This window comes from Streptomyces spinosus (genome assembly GCF_020400655.1).
GTDB classification, from domain to species: Bacteria; Actinomycetota; Actinomycetes; order Streptomycetales; family Streptomycetaceae; genus Streptomyces; species Streptomyces argyrophylli.
Window position 1 is genome coordinate 76,633 of record NZ_JAINRC010000012.1, and the last position, 15,730, is coordinate 92,362.

The window sequence follows — 15,730 nt, forward strand, 5'->3', positions numbered from 1 at the left end:
TTTCCGGCGGGTGCGGGACAATCGCCCGTGTGAGCCTGAAGATCCGCATCGATGACAGCGCGCCCCCGTACGAGCAGGTGCGGGCGCAGATCTCCGAGCAGGCGCGGTCCGGCGCGCTCCCGGTGGGGTACCGGCTGCCGACCGTGCGGGGGCTGGCCGAGTCCCTCGGGCTCGCGGTGAACACGGTGGCGAAGGCGTACCGGGCGCTGGAGGGCGACGGGGTGATCGAGACGCGGGGGCGCAACGGCACGTTCGTGGCCGCCGCCGGCTCGGCCGCGGTACGGGAGGCCGCCCTGGCCGCCCAGGCGTACGTCGAGCGTGTGCGGCGGCTCGGGCTCGCCGAGGACGAGGCGCTGGGCGCCGTGCGGGATGCCCTGCGGGCCGCCTACGGACAGGGCTGAGGCGAAGCGGGACACGGGCGACGGGAAGGGTGAGCGGCGCGGACGTCCCGGCCGGACGGGGGATCAGCCCAGCCCCGCCGGCTCCGGTGTCCTCGTCACCGTCAGGCCCGCCCGGCGCGCCGCCCGGGCGAACGCCACCGCGTCCTGGACCGCCGCGCCCCCGGGGTCGTTGTTGAAGTACGCGTACACGTCCTCGGTGCCGGACCAGGTCGTCGCGACACGGTCCACCCAGGTCTCCAGCGAGCGGCGGCCGTAGCGCGGCCAGGGCCGGGCGCGGCCCTGGTGGAAGCGGACGTAGCCCCAGCCGGCGGTGCGCCACAGCGGGGTGACCGGGCGGGCGAGGACGTCCGCCCAGCACAGGGCCGCGCCACGGGACGCCAGCACCTCGCGCACCTCGCCCGTCCACCAGGAGTCGTGGCGGGGCTCCACCGCGACCCTCGTACCGGCCGGGAAACAGGCCAGGCAGGCGTCCAGCAGCGGCGGATCGGCGCGCAGGGTGGGCGGCAGCTGGAGGAGGACCGGGCCCAGGCGGTCGCCGAGGCCCGCCGCGTGGGTCATCAGGCGGTGCACGGGTTCCCCGGGGTCCCTGAGCCGCTTGATGTGGGTGAGGAACCGGCTGGCCTTGACCGCGACCACGAAGTCCGGCGGGACCCGGACGCGCCAGGCGGCGAAGGTGTCGTACGACGGCAGCCGGTAGAACGCGTTGTTGATCTCCACGGTGGAGAACAGCCGGGTGTACTCCTCCAGCCACAGCCGCGCCGGCACCCCGGCCGGGTACACCCGGTCCCGCCAGTCCTTGTACTGCCACCCCGACGTGCCGACGAACAGGGTCATACCCTCATCAAAGCACTACAGGTACAGGCCCGCGTCCGCGCCCTCCCGGGCCCCCGGCACCGAGGTCGGCGCGGTGCCCCGGCGCAGCGCGTACAGCTCGGCCAGGGTCGCGCCGTCCCGGCCGACGCCCTCCTCGGTGCCGAGCCACTTCACCGCCTCCGGACGGGTCAGCGGGCCGACCTCGATGCGGGCCAGGCAGCGGCCGGGGCGGACCACGGCCGGGTGCAGCCGCTCCAGGTCCTCGTTGGTGGTGACGCCGACCAGGACGTTGCGGCCCTGGCCGAGCAGGCCGTCGGTGAGGTTCAGCAGCCGGGACAGGGCCTGGCCCGCCGTGTGCCGGGCCTCGCCCCGGATCAGCTCGTCGCAGTCCTCCAGCAGCAGCAGGCGCCAGCGGCCCTTGCCCGCGCCGTCGTCCTCCCCGATGGCGATGTCCATCAGATAGCCGACGTCGGAGAAGAGCCGCTCCGGGTCCAGGACGCAGTCGACCTGGCACCAGTCGCGCCAGGAGCGGGCAAGGGTGCGCAGGGCCGAGGTCTTGCCGGTGCCGGGCGGGCCGTGGAGCAGCAGCAGCCGCCCCGCGATGTCCTCCGGGGTCGTCTTCATCAGGTGGTCCATCGCGTCCGCCACCGGTGCCGTGTAGTTGGGCCGGACCTCGTCCCAGGTGCCCGCGGAGATCTGCCGGGTGGTGCGGTGCGGGCCGCGCCGGGGGGAGACGTACCAGAACCCCATCGTGACGTTCTCCGGCTGCGGTTCCGGCTCGTCGGCCGCGCCGTCCGTGGCCTGTCCGAGGATCCGCTCGGCCAGTTCGGCGCTGGTCGCGGTGACGGTGACGTCCGCGCCCCGGTTCCAGCGGGAGACCAGCAGCGTCCAGCCGTCCCCCTCGGCGAGGGTCGCGCTGCGGTCGTCGTCGCGGGCCGTCCGCAGCACGCGGGCGCCCTCCGGCAGCAGGGTCGCGCCCGAGCGCACCCGGTCGATGTTCGCGGCGTGCGAGTACGGCTGCTCGCCCGTCGCGAAGCGGCCGAGGAACAGCGCGTCGACGACGTCGGACGGCGAGTCGGAGTCGTCGACGTGGAGCCGGATCGGCAGAGCGTCGTGTGGGTTGGCAGACATGCCGCCATGATCCGCCACGGATGGGGCCCGCGCACGGTATTTCCCCTCCCTTCTCCCGGCGGTGACGACCGGTCAACAGACAGGGCATGCATGCGCAATAGATGAGCGGTGAACGTCCTGGGCCGATTCTGTCGAGATGACGGAAGTTTTGGCATGGACACTTCCTGTCAACACGCGTAGCTGCTACCACAGTTGCTGGCAGACATCCTGCTAAAGGGAGGTTCCATGAGACGTTCCCGACTTACCGGATTCGTGACCTCGCTCCTCCTCGCCGCCGGCCTCGGTCTCACCGGGGCCGCTTCGGCGCAGGCGTCCTCGACCGCCGCGACCGGCGGCTACGTCGCACTCGGCGACTCCTACTCCTCCGGGGTGGGCGCCGGCAGTTACATCAGCTCCAGCGGCGACTGCGACCGCAGCACGAAGGCCTACCCCTACCTGTGGAACGCCGCCCACAGCCCCTCCTCGTTCGCCTTCAACGCCTGTTCCGGCGCGAAGACGGACGACGTGCTCGCGGGCCAGCTCGGCTCGCTGAACTCCTCCACCTCACTGGTCTCCATCACCATTGGCGGCAACGACGCCGGTTTCGCCGACGTGATGACCACCTGCGTGACCAGCTCGGACAGCACGTGCCTGTCCCGCATCAACACCGCCAGGGCGTACGTCGCCAACACGCTCCCCGGCAAGCTGGACACCGTCTACAACGCGATCAGCGCCAAAGCCCCCTCCGCCCGGGTGGTCGTCATCGGCTACCCCCGCTTCTACCTGCTCGGCCAGACCTGCCTCGGCCTCTCCGAGACCAAGCGCTCCGCGATCAACGACGCCGCCGACTACATGGACAACGCCATCAAGGCCCGCGCCACCGCCCACAACTTCGTCTTCGGCGACGTCCGCACCACGTTCTCCGGCCACGAGATATGCTCCGGCGACTCCTGGCTGCACAGCGTCAACTGGCTCGACATCGGCGAGTCGTACCACCCGACCGCGTCCGGCCAGTCCGGCGGCTACCTGCCGGTGCTGAACAACGCGGCATGACCCGTCGGGGCTCACCCGCGGGGTCGAGTCCCGAGAGTGACGTCCTCGGGGTGGTGTTCCCAGGGTGAGCCCGAAGGTGAGGCGGGGGTCCCGGACGACGGGGTCTCCGCCGCCGTCGCAGCGGGCGACGGTGACGTGACGTGTGCGTCCGCCCGGGAACGTGGCTCAGCCCAGCGCGGACGCGGCCCCCTTGAGCACCAGCCCCACGCCCAGCGCCAGCACGACCAGGGCCGATCCGAGCGGCAGGGCCCGGCGCGCCAGGACCGCCACCGGGTGGGCGCCCCAGCGCGGGCGCCGCTCCAGCACCCGCACCGCCCCCGCGCCCAGCCGTACGACGGCGAACCCGGCGGCGGTGAGCGTCAGCGCGAGACCGGCCCCGTACGCCACGACGAGCAGCAGGCCGAACCAGGCCTTGCCGAGCGCGGCGGCACCGACCAGCACGACCACGGCGGACGGACTGGGCACCAGCCCGCCGGCGAACCCGAGCAGGATCGTGCCGCGGAGTGTGGGCGCGGTGGGGTGGGTGTGGGTGTGGCCGCCGTGGGTGTGCGTGTGCCCGACGTGGCTGTGCGCTCCATGGCTGTGTGAGTGAGAGTGCGCGTGGTCCCCATGGGCGTGTTCCACACCGTCGTGGTGGTGATGGTGGTGGGGGGCACTGCGTCCGCCTCCCACGGTCGCCAACTCCCGGTGCTCCACCGTCTCCTGGGCGGCAGTGGTCGCCCGTACCCGGTCGCGCCAGGCACGGCGGACGAGGGTGACGCCCGCCGCCAGCACCAGCACGCCACCGGCGAGGCCCAGCCAGGAGATCACCGCCGGTGTGGCCGCCGAACCGGCCGTGACCAGCAGGCCCAGGGCGACCACGCCGAGGGTGTGGGTCACGGTGACCGAGGCGGCCAACGGCAGTACGTCCCGTGGCCGGGCCCGGCCTCCGCGCGCCGCCGCCGTCGCGGCCATCAGGGTCTTGCCGTGGCCCGGCGCGAGCGCGTGCAGCGCGCCCAGGACGACGGCGATGAGCAGGGCCAGACCGGCGAAGCCGACGGTGAGGTCCTGCCGGGCCACGAGGTCGTCCAGGGCCCGGGTCCAGCGGTCGGCGCCGCGGGGCAGCACACCGGCACCCGGGGCCGCCTGCCGCCGCGTGTCCGCCACGAGCGCCGGGCCGCCGGGCCGTACCCGCAGCGAGGCCGTCCCGGTGTCGGCAGGGGAGGACAGCAGGTCCTCGGGGTAGGAGGTCAGTTCCCGGGACACCGACTCCTTCGGCACGTCGGCCGAGGTGAGCGTCATGCGGTCGCCCCGCGCCGTGATCTCCCGCCAGCCGGGCCCGCCGGCGGCGCCCGCGCCCCGGAAATCGAGGGTGAAGGCGCTCGCGCGCGGCAGCGGGGCGGTCAGCCGGCACTCCACGCGCAGGGTGTCCAGGCCGGCCTGGCCGGGACGCGTGCGCGCGCTGCCGCCGACGGCCGTGAGGGCGCTCGCACGCCCGTCGACCCGCAGTCCGCTGTCGGCGGCGGCCCGTGCGCACCGCTGCCGGGCCCACGCGCTCAGCCCCAGCCGCTCGATGTCGGCCCTGGCCTGGGTCGCCGGGATCTCGGCGAGGTCCTCCACATGGTCGACGCGCAGCCGTCCGGGAGCGGCGACCAGGCCGTCGTAGCGATTGACGGTGAAGTTGCCGAGGGGGTGCGCGTTCGCGGCGCCGGCCGGGAGGAGTGCCAGGGCGCACACGGCGACCAGGACGCACAGCAGACGCGGTGCCACCCGGCGCGGACGCGGTGCGGCGGGGCGCGGACGTGGTGTCACTCGGCTCCCTCCAGAGCGGCGCGGGCCCGAGCCGCACCCAGCGGGGAGAAGCCGGGGTTCAGTTCCAGGGCCGAGGCGAGCGAGGCCCGGCCGGCGGCCCGGTGGCCGGTGGCCAGCTCGATCACGCCCCGGTGGTAGCGGAAGGCGGCGCTGCGGTAGCCGGTGGCGGTGGCCCGGCGGGCGTAGGGCAGGGCCTCGGTGTCGCGGCCGTTGACGTGCAGCGCCCAGGCGAGGGCGTCGGCGGTGTGCACGGTGTGCCGGCGCGCCCATTCGGCGCGGGCCGCGCGCAGGGCGGCCCGCTTGTCGCCGTGGTCGGCCGCGGCCAGCGCGGTGTCCAGGTCGGCGTTGACGCCGTTGGCGCGGGCCAGCGCGATCCAGGCGTCGACCAGCGCGTACTGCCGCCGGGCCCGCGCCCGGTCGCCTGCCGCGCCGCGCGCCTCGTACAGCTCGCCGAGTTCGACCAGCGGGCCGGGCAGCGGGGAGCGGGCGACCACCGTCTCCATGTCCGTGATCGCCCCGGCACGGTCACCGCTCGCCGCCCGCGCGCGGGCCCGGCCCTCCAGCGCCGGCAGGTAGCCGTCGTCGGCGGCCAGGGCGCGGGCGCAGAAACTGAGTGCCGCCGCGTAGTCCCCCTGGTTCCAGGCGAGTTGGCCGAGCTGCGTGGCCACGTACGCGGTGTCGCCCGGCGAACCGGCTGCGGACAGCGCCTGTCGCAGGACCCGGCGTGCCGTGGTCACGTCCCCGCGCAGCTCGTGCACGTACGCGTACCGGGTGAAGACCGGTACGCCCGGCCTGCGCGCGTCGGCGGTCTTCGCCGCCCCGGCGGCGTCGGTGTACCGGCCGAGCTCGACCAGGGCGTCGATCCGGGAGGACAGCGCGCGTTCGCTGTACGGGTTGCGGCGCAGGGCCGCGTCCGCGAAGGCCAGGGCGTCCTCGAAGTCGTGCCGGGCGGCGGCGAGGGCGGCGCGGCCGGCCAGGGCCTGGTCGCCGCCCGGCGCCAGCGACAGGGACCGCCGCAGCGCCTGTTCCGCCCGGGGGTAGCGGGACGGGTCGCCCTTGGTCCGTGCCTGCTCGACGTAGGCCAGAGCGAGGGTGGCCCAGCCGCCCGCGTCCTTCGGCTGGGACCGCAGGTGCGTCTGGAGCGCGGTGACGCTCGCGTCCAGGTCTCCGCCGCCTAGGGCACCGGGGTCGACGGCGCCGGCGGAGACCGGCGCCGGTGCCGGCTCCCGGTCCGCACCGAGCGCGAGCGCACCACCGGTCAGCGCGACCGCCAGCAGGGCGGCGCTGAGCGTGAGCTGAACCCTGCCCCGCCACAGCCGCCCGGCGGCACCGGCCCGCCGCACGGCGGCGACCCGCTCGTCGCCCCCCGGGAGGGCCGCACCGCGGGACGAGGGCGCCGCACCCGAAGGCGCCGCCCCGGAAGGCGAGGGCGCCGGTGCGGACGGCGTGGGCGACTCGGCCCCGGCCGTACCCGTGCCCGGACCGTGCTCCTCGGCACCCGGACCGTGCTCCTCGGCACCTTCCGCCTTCCGCCCGTCCTGCTCGTGGTCCTGCTCCACCACCCGCTGCCCGTCCTGCTCGTCGTCCTGCCCGCGCGGGCCCATGCCTTCTCCTCCGTCGGTCGTGTGGGAGGCGCGGCCCGCCGTGGGGGAGAGGAACACGGGCCGCGCCGGTCTTGGTGGGTGCGGGTCAGTACGGGCGCTGCACGCGCCGGCGCCACCAGGCGACGGCGCTGCCGATCAGCAGGATCCCGGCCGCGCCGGAGGCCGCCGACGCGGCGATCAGCACGGTGTCGCCGGAGGCGCCGGAGGCCCCCGCCGGCCGCAGGGCGTCCCCGAGCCGGCTGCGCACGTCCGTCCCCGCCGTCGTGCCCTTGGCGAGCGCGCCGCGCGAGCCGGACGTGGGCTGGGCGACGTAGGGGAAGTAGTTCTCGAACTTCTTGTCGTTCTTGTCGACCGCGTCACCCAGGTCGTTCTTGGAGCCGACCAGTTCGCCCTCCACCACCTGAAGGGCCGCGTCGACGACGTCGTCGGTGAGCCGGCGGCCGTTCGGGAAGCCCGTGTTGTCGCCGTCCAGCACCCCCAGCCGCTTCGGGTGCATGCTCGGCTTGACGGAGGTGTTCAGCCGCAGCTCCTCCGCGGGCCGCACGTTCGGCGGCCGGTTGAGGCCCTTGACGCCCTTGAGGAAGACGTCGACCAGGTCGTTGCGCGGCTCGGCGGGTGCCTTGATCTTGTAGATCGACTCGATGAGCTTCGGCAGCTCCGGGTTGGTGACGTTCCTCAGGAACTGCGCGTCGTACGAGGGCTGGGACGCGTTGAACCTGTCCTTGTCCTTCTGCGGGTTGACGACCTCGTTGACCAGCGGGTTCCCCAGGCGCGAGACCTGGCTGTAGTAGCCCTGCGCGTTACGGCGCTGGGTGGTCGACCACAGGCCGACGACCGGCTGGTGGGCGGACTCGCGGATCAGCTCGTTCGGCACCTGGAGGGCGATGGTGTTGACGTTGTAGCCCTTGAGGGTGTCCCGGCCGACCTCGGTGAGGTTCCCGCCGTACAGCAGGTCGAAGACGCGCAGGTCCAGGAAGAACGGGTCGTCCGCCTGACCGGCGAAGGTCGCCGCGCCGCCCGCCGTCCTGTACACCGCCTGCGCGCGCAGTCTGCCGTAGTCCGGCATGGACGCCTTGCCGACGTTCGACGGCGCCACCGGCACGTCGTCGGCCAGCTTGGTCTTCGACACCTCGTGCCCGCCCCGGAGCCTGATGAGGTCGATGTCGTAGGTCTGTGTGACGTTGAGGTCGGGGTCGTCCAGGCTGGTGACCGGACCGGTGTTGTACAGGAACGTGTTCCCTTTCTTCGTGCGGGTCCTGAAGGTGTAGCGGAAGACCAGGTCGCCCTGCGCGTCACCGTTGTTGTCGATGTGCAGGTCGTACTGCGCGTCGTCGGCGAACGTGTAGAAGTTCGGCCCGCCGGCCGGCTCCTCGAAGGGGATCCAGTTGGCCACGATCGTCGTGGTGTCGGGCTTGTCCGGGCTGACGAACGCGTACAGGTCCGTGTTGTCGTACTGCGGGGTGCCCGAGATCAGCGGGGCCTCCCGGTGGGAGGAGGCGGCGGCCGTCCCGGGTCCCAGCGCCGCGACGCCGGCGGCCGTGAGCCCTCCGGCGGCCAGCGCCCCGCAGATGAGCGTGACCAGGCCCGTGCGTCCGGTGCCGCGCCCGGAGTGCGTCCTCCTGGCGAGGGCGCCCCTGGAGAAGAGAGGTGTCATGCCGTCCGTCCTCAGTGCCGACTTGCCTTTGACGGACGGGTATACGGAGCGGCGGCGCCGATCGGATTGGTCGGACGGGAAAAACTTTTCACCGCTCCCGGACCCGCGTTTTCGGCCCGCTGATCCGTACCCCCTCGGGGAGGTGTGTCACGGTGCGGATGCGCGGTGCGCGAGGAAGAGCCGGCTGCGGCCACGGAGAGGGGGGCCGCACGCAGGCGGACGAGCTGCTGCTGCTCGTGGCCGGCGGCGACCACAGGGCGTTCGAGGACCTGTACGGGCTGGTCTCCGGGCCGGTGTTCGGCCTGGTGCGACGGGTGGTGCGCGACCCCGCCCAGTCCGAGGAGGTCGCCCAGGAGGTGCTGCTCGAACTGTGGCGCTCCGCCGCCCGGTTCGACCCCGGCCGGGGCAGCGCCCTGTCCTGGATCCTCACCCTCGCCCACCGCCGCGCCGTCGACCGGGTGCGCAGTGCCCGCGCGGCCGGCGAACGCGAGCAGCGCGAGGCCCTGCGCGCCGGGGAGCCCGCGTTCGACCAGGTCGCCGAGGAGGTCGAGGCCGGTCTGGAACGCGAGTGGGTGCGCCGCTGCCTGAACCGGCTCACGGCCCTGCAACGCCAGTCGGTGACCCTGGCCTACTACGACGGGTACACCTACCGTGAGGTGGCCGAGCGGCTCTCGCTGCCGCTCGGCACGGTCAAGACGCGGATGCGCGACGGACTCACCCGGCTGCGCCAGTGCCTGGGAGGCGCCGCATGAGCATCCTCGGCAGACTGCTGCGCCACGAGGACCCGCACTCCCTGGCCGCGCCCTACGCCCTCGACGCGCTGGAACCGGGCGAGCGCCGCCGCTTCGAGAAGCACCTGGCGGGCTGCGACCGGTGCGCCGCCGAGGTGCGGGAACTGGCCGAGGACGCCGTCCGCCTCGCCTGGTCGGCGGCGGCCCCGGCGCCCCCCGCCCTGCGCGACCGGGTCCTGGCCGCCGTCCGTACCACCCCGCAGGAGCCGGCGCGCGGCCGCGCGGGCACACGCGACCGGACGCCGGCCCGGGAGCGCGCGCCCCAGCTCCCGCCGCACGTCTGGGGCACCCAGCCCCCGCCGGGCCGCGCCCGTGCGTCCCGGACGCGCCGCCCCCTCCTCGTCCCGTTCGCCACGGTCACGGCCGCCGCGGCGCTCGTCGTCGCCTCCCTGTTCGCCGTCCAGGCCCGCCGCACCGAGCACCGGCTGGCCGCCGAGCGGGACCGGGCACGTGAGATCGCCCACGTTCTGGCCGCTCCGGACGCCCGCGCGGCCGGCAGCGGGGACGCGGGCGGCCGCAGTATCGGAGTAATCGCTTCCGTCTCCGAGCGGGAAGCCGTCGTCACCCTCAGCGGATACGGCACCCCGTCCGGCGGGCGCGTGCACCAGCTGTGGCTCATGCGTCCCCGCGTGCGACCGCGCTCCCTGGGGCTCCTGGCGGGCGACACGCCCTTGGTCGCCAAGGGTCTCGACGCCGCTTCGACGTCACTCGCCGTGACCGTCGAGCCTGACGGTGGGTCAGCTCAACCCACTGGTCAGCCCATTGTCCAACTCACCCTGAAATCGGTCGGATTCGGAGAGTAGTCAAAGGTGGATGATCAACCACCTTACGGGGAAGGTGAATCCTGTGGCCGAGATACACGCGTGCCTCACCGGGGCGATAGGGTTACCCTGCCCGGGCCGGGTGGACTCGTACGGGTGGGGAGTGACATGGAGCAGATAACAGTGCGCAGCAGGGCCAGGGTCCCTGCGATCACCTGCGGGAGCAGTGCGACCAGTTCGCGGCTCGACCGCCATCTGTCGGTGCTGGCGGGTCCCGCCATACCGCAGCGGGAGACGGTCGAGGCGACGTCCCTGATGCGGGAGCTGACCGCGCGTGACTCCGTGCGCCAGCGCAGCGACCGGGGCACACGGATCGGCCGCGTCTCCCTCTTCGCGCCGCTGCGCCGGCTGCGCCGCTCGCTGTTCGGCGGTCACTGACCGCACCGCAGGGCCCCTGACCCGAGCAGGGGTGCCCGCGCTCAGGCCGCCACACCGTCCCGGCGCAGCGCTGCGATCTCGTCGTCCGTCATCCCCACGGCACGCAGCAGCGCTCCGGTGTGCTGTCCGAGAGCGGGCACGTCACCCATCCGCGCCTCGTCCCCGCCCGGCAGCGTGATGGGGGGCAGCAGCGCCTTCAGCGGCCCGGCCGGCGACCCCACCTGACGCCACCGATCCCGGGCCGCCAGCTGCGGATGCTCCGCCAGCTCGTGCAGATCCCGCAGCCGGGCGCAGGCGATGCCCGCCTGCTCCAGCCGGGCCAGCGCCTCCTCGGCGTCCAGTACCGCCAGCGCCTCCGCCACCAGGGCGTCGGTCTCCTCGCGGTGTGCCACCCGCGCGGCGTTGGTCGCGTACGCCGCGTCGGTGGCCAGTTCCGGGCGCCCCATGACCTGTTCGGCCAGCCGCCGCCACTCCCGGTCGTTCTGCACCGACAGCAGCACCCGCCCGCCGTCCGCCGTCGGATAGGCGTCGTACGGCGCGATCACGGCGTGCGCGAGTCCGGTACGGGCCGGCGGCTCACCGCCGTGCAGCGCGTGGTGCAGCGGATGGCCCATCCACTCGGCGAGCGCCTCCAGCATGGACACCTCCACCGGCCCGCCCCGCCCGGTCGTCCCGCGCCGCACGAGCGCGGCCAGCACCCCGGAGAAGGCGTACATGGCCGCCGCGATGTCCGCCGCCGGGATGCCCGCCTTCACCGGCTGCCCGGGCGTCCCGGTCACCGACACCAGCCCCGCCTCGCACTGCACCAGCATGTCGTACGCCCGCTTGTCCGTGTACGGCCCCGAGCCGCCGTAGCCCGAGATGTCCACGGCGATCAGCCGCGGGTGCGCGGCGCACAGCGTGGCCGCGTCCAGGCCGAGCCGGGCCGCCGCGCCGTGCGCGAGGTTCTGCACGAACACGTCCGCGTCCGCGACCAGCCGCCGTACGACGTCCAGACCGCGCGGGTCCTTCAGGTCGAGCGCGATGGACTCCTTGCCGCGGTTGCACCACACGAAGTGCGAGGCGAGACCGCGGGCCGCGGTGTCGTACCCGCGCGCGAAGTCGCCGCCGTCGACCCGCTCGACCTTGACGACCCTGGCCCCCAGGTCGGCGAGCTGCCGGGTCGCGAAGGGCGCGGACACGGCCTGTTCGACGGCGACGACGGTGATGCCGTCCAGCGGCAGCGGGAGATGATCCATGGGGTGGATGATCTCCCCTGGCCGGCGGCCCTGTCAGCAGTGCGGACTCACTCGGGCCGTGCGTACCTGCGCACGGCGAGCGGCAGGAACACCGCGGTCAGTGCGAGGCTCCAGGCCGGCGACCCGGCGACCGGATGGGCCACCGGCCAGGCGGCGCCCTCCGGGACGGGCGCGTTGCCGAAGAGGTCACGCAGGGCGGTGGTCACCGCGCTGATCGGGTTCCACTCGGCGAGCGTACGCAGCCGGCCCGGCAGGTTGCCGGTCGGGATGTACGCGTTCGACAGCAGCGGCAGCACGAAGGACGCGGCGCCGAGCTGCCCGGCGGCTTCCTCGCTGCGGGACAGCAGGCCCAGGAGGATACCGGCGCAGGTGCAGGCGAACCGGAAGAGCAGCAGCAGCCCCACGGCACCGGCCGCCCCGGCCGCGGACCCTTCGATCCGCCCGGGTCCTGGACGCCTTCACGCCGCGCTAGCCCGGGGGCGCGGCGGGCTACGGAGCGCGGGTGGCCGGCCCGCGAGCCCGGCATGATCCGAACGAGAGGCCCTAGCTAGCTAGAGCAGGGCGAACTGTCCGTCCGGGCCCTCCTCGCGGTGGTCGAGGACCGAGGCGGGGCGGCGGGAGGACTCCGGCACCGGCAGGACGCCCGCCTCGCGCAGCTCGGCCGCCGTGACCGGTGACGTCACCTTCAGCTGGTCCCGCGTCGCGCGCACTTCCGCCAGCAGGGCGAGGACCGTGATCAGCTCCAGCAGCTCCGACGTCCAGGTCTGCGGCCAGACCGCGGGACGGATCGCGGCGAGCGTGCCCGGCTCCGCGAGCGAGGTGCGCGCCGCGAACCAGCTCTCCAGGACCCGCACGCCGGCCACCTCGTAGTCCCAGGCCTCGGGCGGGACGGGCGAGATACGGCCCTCGTCCAGGTGCAGGGTCTCCTCGTCGCGGTCGTAGTGCAGGGTGAGCGGGCGGCTCGGCAGGGGCGCGCGGACGTACGGGCGCCGTCCGCCCGGCAGCTTGGGGCGCTCACCGTCCCGGCGCATCAGCCACAGGGCCCGGCGGCCCCCCTCCACCCCGGACGCCCACAGGCCGGGGTCGTCGGTGAGCGGGACGGCGAGGCCGGGGCCGGCCGTCACCAGGATCCAGGCCAGCACGTCCGGTGCCGAGGGCCGCGTGCCCAGCCGGGCCGCCAGGTGGTCCAGCAGGCCGGGGGCGAGGTTCGGTTCCGTGCCGCCGGGGCGGCGGTAGAGGGGGCGGACCCGGCCCGGGCGCAGGGTGGGCAGGAGCGTGGTCGCCAGCAGCGGGGCGCCGGCGTCGCCCGTCTCGACCGTGAACACCTGGTGCGCGTCCGCCACCCGCCACAGCTCGGGGCGGGCCGTGTCGATCAGCCGGTGGTCCGGGATCAGCCACTGCTCGTCGAAGGGCGCGGCCAGCACCCGCACCGGTTCCGGGCAGGGCCCCGCGGCGCGCGCGAGCCGCTCGGTGCCGGCGGGGGAACCGGGCAACTGGCCCACCGCCGACTGGAGCGTACGGGCGCGGGTGGGCTCGAACAGCGCCTCCCGGTCCGGGCCTTGCGCCTTCAGCAACGCGTCCCAGCGGGCCCTGAGCGAGGCCGGGTCCGGTGCCGTCGGCCAGGAGCGGCCCGGCCGCAGCGGTGCGACGGACCACGGCATGAGGTCCGCCAGCAGCGGAGCGTCGTCGTGCGTCACGCACGGCATGCTACGACAGCGGGTGGCGCCCCCGGAGGGGCGCGGGGAACCGCGCGGCCCACCACCACGGGCCCCGCGGACGACGGACGGCCGCACCCGGCCGGACCGGCCGAGCGCTCACGCGTCGAGCGTGACCGTGAACGAGAAACGGTCGCCCCGGTAGTGGATGACCGCCACGTCCAGCACCCGGCCCTCGCTGTCGTAGGTCACCCCGGTGTAGTGCAGGATCGGGCTGAGCAGCGGGACTTCGAGCAGCCGGGCCGTCTCCGGGTCGGCGAGCCGGGCCTCCACGGTGTCCGTGATCCGGCTGATGTCCGCCTTCACCACGTCCCGCAGCACCTTGGTCATCGGCCAGCGGACCAGGTCGTCCGGGTCGATGCCCTCGGCCAGTTCGGGGCGGATGTGGTTGACGGCGTGGTTGGTCGGCTCACCGGTCTTCTCGTCGCTGCGCAGCCGGTGGTACGCGGCCACCTCCGCGAGGTCCGGGAAGTGCTCGGCGAGCCCGGAGGGCACCGGCACGCGGCCGTGGCCGAGCAGTTGCGTCGTCATCCCGGACTGCTGGGCCACGATCGCGTCCACCGAGCCCAGCAGCCGGACCGGGGCGCCGCGCCGCGCCGCGGGCTCGATGAACGTGCCGCGCCGCCGGTGCCGGCTGATCAGGCCCTCGTCCTCCAGTTCCTTCAGCGCCTGCCGCATGGTCAGCACGCTCACCCCGTAGTGCTCGGCCAGCCGCTCCTCGGTGGGCAGGCGCAGCGGGTCCTCGGGGGAGCGGCCCAGTATCGAGGCGCGCAGCGACTGCGACACCTGGTACCACAGCGGCAGCTTGCGGTTCAGGACGATCGAATCCGGGGCGAAGGAGGTCACGCGGCTATCCGTACCTGGCGGAGAACGTTCGGCGCAACGGCGGCGGTCACCCCCGGAAATGCCGTTCCAGTCCCCGCCACACGTCGTCGTAGCGCTGCTGGAGGTGGTCGGCGCCCGCCGCCTGCGGGGTGAGGGTCACCGGCCAGCGGGTCTCGAACATGAACGCCAGTCCGTCGTCGAGCTTCTGCGGCTTCAGCTCGGCCGCGCTCGCCCGGTCGAACGTCTCCTGGTCCGGCCCGTGCGCCGACATCATGTTGTGCAGCGATCCGCCGCCGGGTACGAAGCCCTCCGCCTTGGCGTCGTAGGCGCCCTCGATCAGGCCCATGTACTCGCTCATCACGTTCCGGTGGAAGTACGGCGGCCGGAAGGTGTCCTCGCCCACCAGCCAGCGCGGCGCGAAGACCACGAAGTCCACGCCGGCCAGGCCCGGGGTGTCCGACGGTGAGGTCAGCACGGTGAAGACGGACGGGTCCGGGTGGTCGTAGGAGATGGTGCCGATCACATTGAAGCGGCGCAGGTCGTAGGTGTACGGCACATGGTTGCCGTGCCAGGCGACCACGTCCAGGGGGCTGTGGTCGTAGGTCGCCGTCCAGAGGTTGCCGCAGAACTTGTTCACCACCTCCACCGGCCCCTCGACGTCCTCGTACGCCGCCACCGGCGCCCGGAAGTCGCGGGGGTTGGCGAGCCCGTTGGCGCCGATCGGGCCGAGGTCGGGCAGCCGGAAGGGCGCCCCATAGTTCTCGCACACATAGCCCCGGGCCGACTCGTCGAGGAGATCCACACGGAAGCGCACCCCACGGGGGATCAGCGCCACATGGCCCGGCTCCACATGGAGGCGGCCGAACTCGGTGTGCAGCAGCAGCCCGCCCCGCTCGGGCACGACCAGCAGCTCGCCGTCGGCGTCCGAGAAGACCCGTTCCATCGAGGCGTTGGCGTGGTACAGGTGCACGGCCATGCCGGTGCGCTGGGTCGCGTCACCGTTGCCGCCCAGCGTCCAGAGTCCGGCCAGGAAGTCGGTGCCGGCCGGGGGCTCCGGCAGCGGGTTCCAGCGCAGCCGGTTGGGGTCGGGCACCGCCTCGGTGAAGGGCGCCGTGCGGATCGCGCCGTTGCCGGTGCGGGTGAACTGCGGATGCGCGGCCGAGGGGCGGACGCGGTAGAGCCAGGAGCGCCGGTTGTGCGCCCGAGGCTCGGTGAACGCCGTACCGCTCAGCTGCTCGGCGTACAGGCCCAGCGGCGCGCGCTGCGGCGAGTTGCGGCCCTCGGGCAGGGCGCCCGGCACCGCCTCCGAGGCGTGTTCGTTGCCGAACCCGGTCAGATACGACAGCCCCTCGGCGGTCTTCCGTCCTCCTCCACGCTCGAACACGCTCGCGCGGGAGGTGCCCCCATCGCTCATGACCACTCCTTGTGCTCCCGATTCCTATGCATCACCGTAGGAATGGGCGGGGGTCCGCGCAAGAGGGTCGCCGTCCTCCCCGCGGGGTAGGGCCGGAACCAGACTTCAGGGGGATCCGGAGC

14 protein-coding genes and 1 pseudogene are annotated in these 15,730 nt (G+C 74.0%); 5 read left to right on the forward strand and 10 right to left on the reverse strand.

Features of this window, described 5'->3' with window-relative positions; all coding sequences use genetic code 11:
• Positions 1-29: 29 nt before the first annotated feature.
• Positions 30-401 (forward strand): GntR family transcriptional regulator, encoded by a 372-nt coding sequence (locus tag LG395_RS22860; protein WP_171157774.1) that lies wholly within the window; start codon positions 30-32, stop codon positions 399-401.
• A gap of 63 nt (positions 402-464) precedes the next feature.
• Here the strand turns inward: LG395_RS22860 and LG395_RS22865 are convergent, their stop codons facing one another.
• On the reverse strand, positions 465-1,235 hold the full coding sequence (locus LG395_RS22865) for a DUF72 domain-containing protein (protein WP_225811048.1): 771 nt from the start codon (positions 1,233-1,235) through the stop codon (positions 465-467).
• Between the two features lie 15 nt (positions 1,236-1,250).
• Positions 1,251-2,345 carry a DUF5925 domain-containing protein gene (locus LG395_RS22870; protein ID WP_171157777.1) on the reverse strand — a complete coding sequence of 365 codons (1,095 nt, stop codon included), beginning with the start codon at positions 2,343-2,345 and terminating at the stop codon, positions 1,251-1,253.
• 225 nt (positions 2,346-2,570) lie between these two features.
• Here LG395_RS22870 and LG395_RS22875 point away from each other — a divergent pair, with 225 nt between their 5' ends.
• Positions 2,571-3,377, forward strand: coding sequence for an SGNH/GDSL hydrolase family protein (locus LG395_RS22875; RefSeq protein WP_171157779.1), 807 nt, complete (start codon positions 2,571-2,573; stop codon positions 3,375-3,377).
• Between the two features lie 165 nt (positions 3,378-3,542).
• On the opposite strand, the gene LG395_RS22880 is transcribed toward LG395_RS22875, so the two are convergent.
• From LG395_RS22880 to LG395_RS22890, 3 genes are all read right to left on the reverse strand, one after another.
• Positions 3,543-5,126 (reverse strand): HoxN/HupN/NixA family nickel/cobalt transporter, encoded by a 1,584-nt coding sequence (locus LG395_RS22880; RefSeq protein WP_225811163.1) that lies wholly within the window; start codon positions 5,124-5,126, stop codon positions 3,543-3,545.
• A 38-nt stretch (positions 5,127-5,164) separates the two neighbouring features.
• On the reverse strand, positions 5,165-6,772 hold the full coding sequence (locus tag LG395_RS22885; RefSeq protein WP_225811049.1) for a tetratricopeptide repeat protein: 1,608 nt from the start codon (positions 6,770-6,772) through the stop codon (positions 5,165-5,167).
• A gap of 85 nt (positions 6,773-6,857) precedes the next feature.
• The gene (locus LG395_RS22890; protein ID WP_225811050.1) at positions 6,858-8,426 is read right to left on the reverse strand and encodes a DUF4331 domain-containing protein; all 1,569 of its coding nucleotides are present in this window, start codon (positions 8,424-8,426) and stop codon (positions 6,858-6,860) included.
• Positions 8,427-8,584: 158 nt separating this feature from the next.
• Between LG395_RS22890 and LG395_RS22895 the strand changes: the two genes are divergently transcribed.
• The 3 genes from LG395_RS22895 to LG395_RS22905 all read left to right on the forward strand — a co-directional run bounded on the left by LG395_RS22895 (position 8,585) and on the right by LG395_RS22905 (position 10,416).
• Complete coding sequence (locus tag LG395_RS22895; protein ID WP_171160126.1) at positions 8,585-9,178, forward strand: sigma-70 family RNA polymerase sigma factor; 594 nt, start codon at positions 8,585-8,587, stop codon at positions 9,176-9,178.
• Positions 9,175-10,020, forward strand: a complete 846-nt coding sequence (locus LG395_RS22900) for an anti-sigma factor (RefSeq protein WP_225811051.1) — start codon at positions 9,175-9,177, stop codon at positions 10,018-10,020. Before LG395_RS22895 ends, LG395_RS22900 begins: the two co-directional genes overlap by 4 nt.
• 126 nt (positions 10,021-10,146) lie before the next feature.
• Positions 10,147-10,416, forward strand: coding sequence for a hypothetical protein (locus LG395_RS22905; protein WP_132786386.1), 270 nt, complete (start codon positions 10,147-10,149; stop codon positions 10,414-10,416).
• Positions 10,417-10,457: 41 nt separating this feature from the next.
• Here LG395_RS22905 and LG395_RS22910 read toward each other — a convergent pair whose 3' ends face one another.
• From LG395_RS22910 to hmgA, 5 genes and pseudogenes are all read right to left on the reverse strand, one after another.
• Positions 10,458-11,654, reverse strand: coding sequence for a CaiB/BaiF CoA transferase family protein (locus LG395_RS22910; RefSeq protein ID WP_171157785.1), 1,197 nt, complete (start codon positions 11,652-11,654; stop codon positions 10,458-10,460).
• A 47-nt stretch (positions 11,655-11,701) separates the two neighbouring features.
• A pseudogene (locus tag LG395_RS22915) lies at positions 11,702-12,094 on the reverse strand (ABC transporter permease); the annotation flags it as partial.
• Between the two features lie 111 nt (positions 12,095-12,205).
• Positions 12,206-13,360, reverse strand: coding sequence for a type ISP restriction/modification enzyme (locus tag LG395_RS22920; RefSeq protein ID WP_225811052.1), 1,155 nt, complete (start codon positions 13,358-13,360; stop codon positions 12,206-12,208).
• Between the two features lie 108 nt (positions 13,361-13,468).
• Positions 13,469-14,215, reverse strand: coding sequence for a GntR family transcriptional regulator (locus LG395_RS22925; RefSeq protein WP_171157789.1), 747 nt, complete (start codon positions 14,213-14,215; stop codon positions 13,469-13,471).
• Between the two features lie 46 nt (positions 14,216-14,261).
• Positions 14,262-15,608: a homogentisate 1,2-dioxygenase gene (hmgA, locus tag LG395_RS22930; protein ID WP_171157791.1), complete on the reverse strand. Its 1,347-nt coding sequence runs from the start codon at positions 15,606-15,608 to the stop codon at positions 14,262-14,264.
• Positions 15,609-15,730 lie beyond the last annotated feature (122 nt).

Coding starts and splice junctions, on each gene's coding strand:
- LG395_RS22865 (WP_225811048.1), bottom strand. CDS start 1,235: ATGACCCTGTTCGTCGGCACGTCGGGGTGGCAGTACAAGGACTGGCGG.
- LG395_RS22870 (WP_171157777.1), bottom strand. CDS start 2,345: ATGTCTGCCAACCCACACGACGCTCTGCCGATCCGGCTCCACGTCGAC.
- LG395_RS22875 (WP_171157779.1), top strand. CDS start 2,571: ATGAGACGTTCCCGACTTACCGGATTCGTGACCTCGCTCCTCCTCGCC.
- LG395_RS22885 (WP_225811049.1), bottom strand. CDS start 6,772: ATGGGCCCGCGCGGGCAGGACGACGAGCAGGACGGGCAGCGGGTGGTG.
- LG395_RS22890 (WP_225811050.1), bottom strand. CDS start 8,426: ATGACACCTCTCTTCTCCAGGGGCGCCCTCGCCAGGAGGACGCACTCC.
- LG395_RS22895 (WP_171160126.1), top strand. CDS start 8,585: ATGCGCGGTGCGCGAGGAAGAGCCGGCTGCGGCCACGGAGAGGGGGGC.
- LG395_RS22900 (WP_225811051.1), top strand. CDS start 9,175: ATGAGCATCCTCGGCAGACTGCTGCGCCACGAGGACCCGCACTCCCTG.
- LG395_RS22905 (WP_132786386.1), top strand. CDS start 10,147: ATGGAGCAGATAACAGTGCGCAGCAGGGCCAGGGTCCCTGCGATCACC.
- LG395_RS22910 (WP_171157785.1), bottom strand. CDS start 11,654: ATGGATCATCTCCCGCTGCCGCTGGACGGCATCACCGTCGTCGCCGTC.
- LG395_RS22920 (WP_225811052.1), bottom strand. CDS start 13,360: ATGCCGTGCGTGACGCACGACGACGCTCCGCTGCTGGCGGACCTCATG.
- hmgA (WP_171157791.1), bottom strand. CDS start 15,608: ATGAGCGATGGGGGCACCTCCCGCGCGAGCGTGTTCGAGCGTGGAGGA.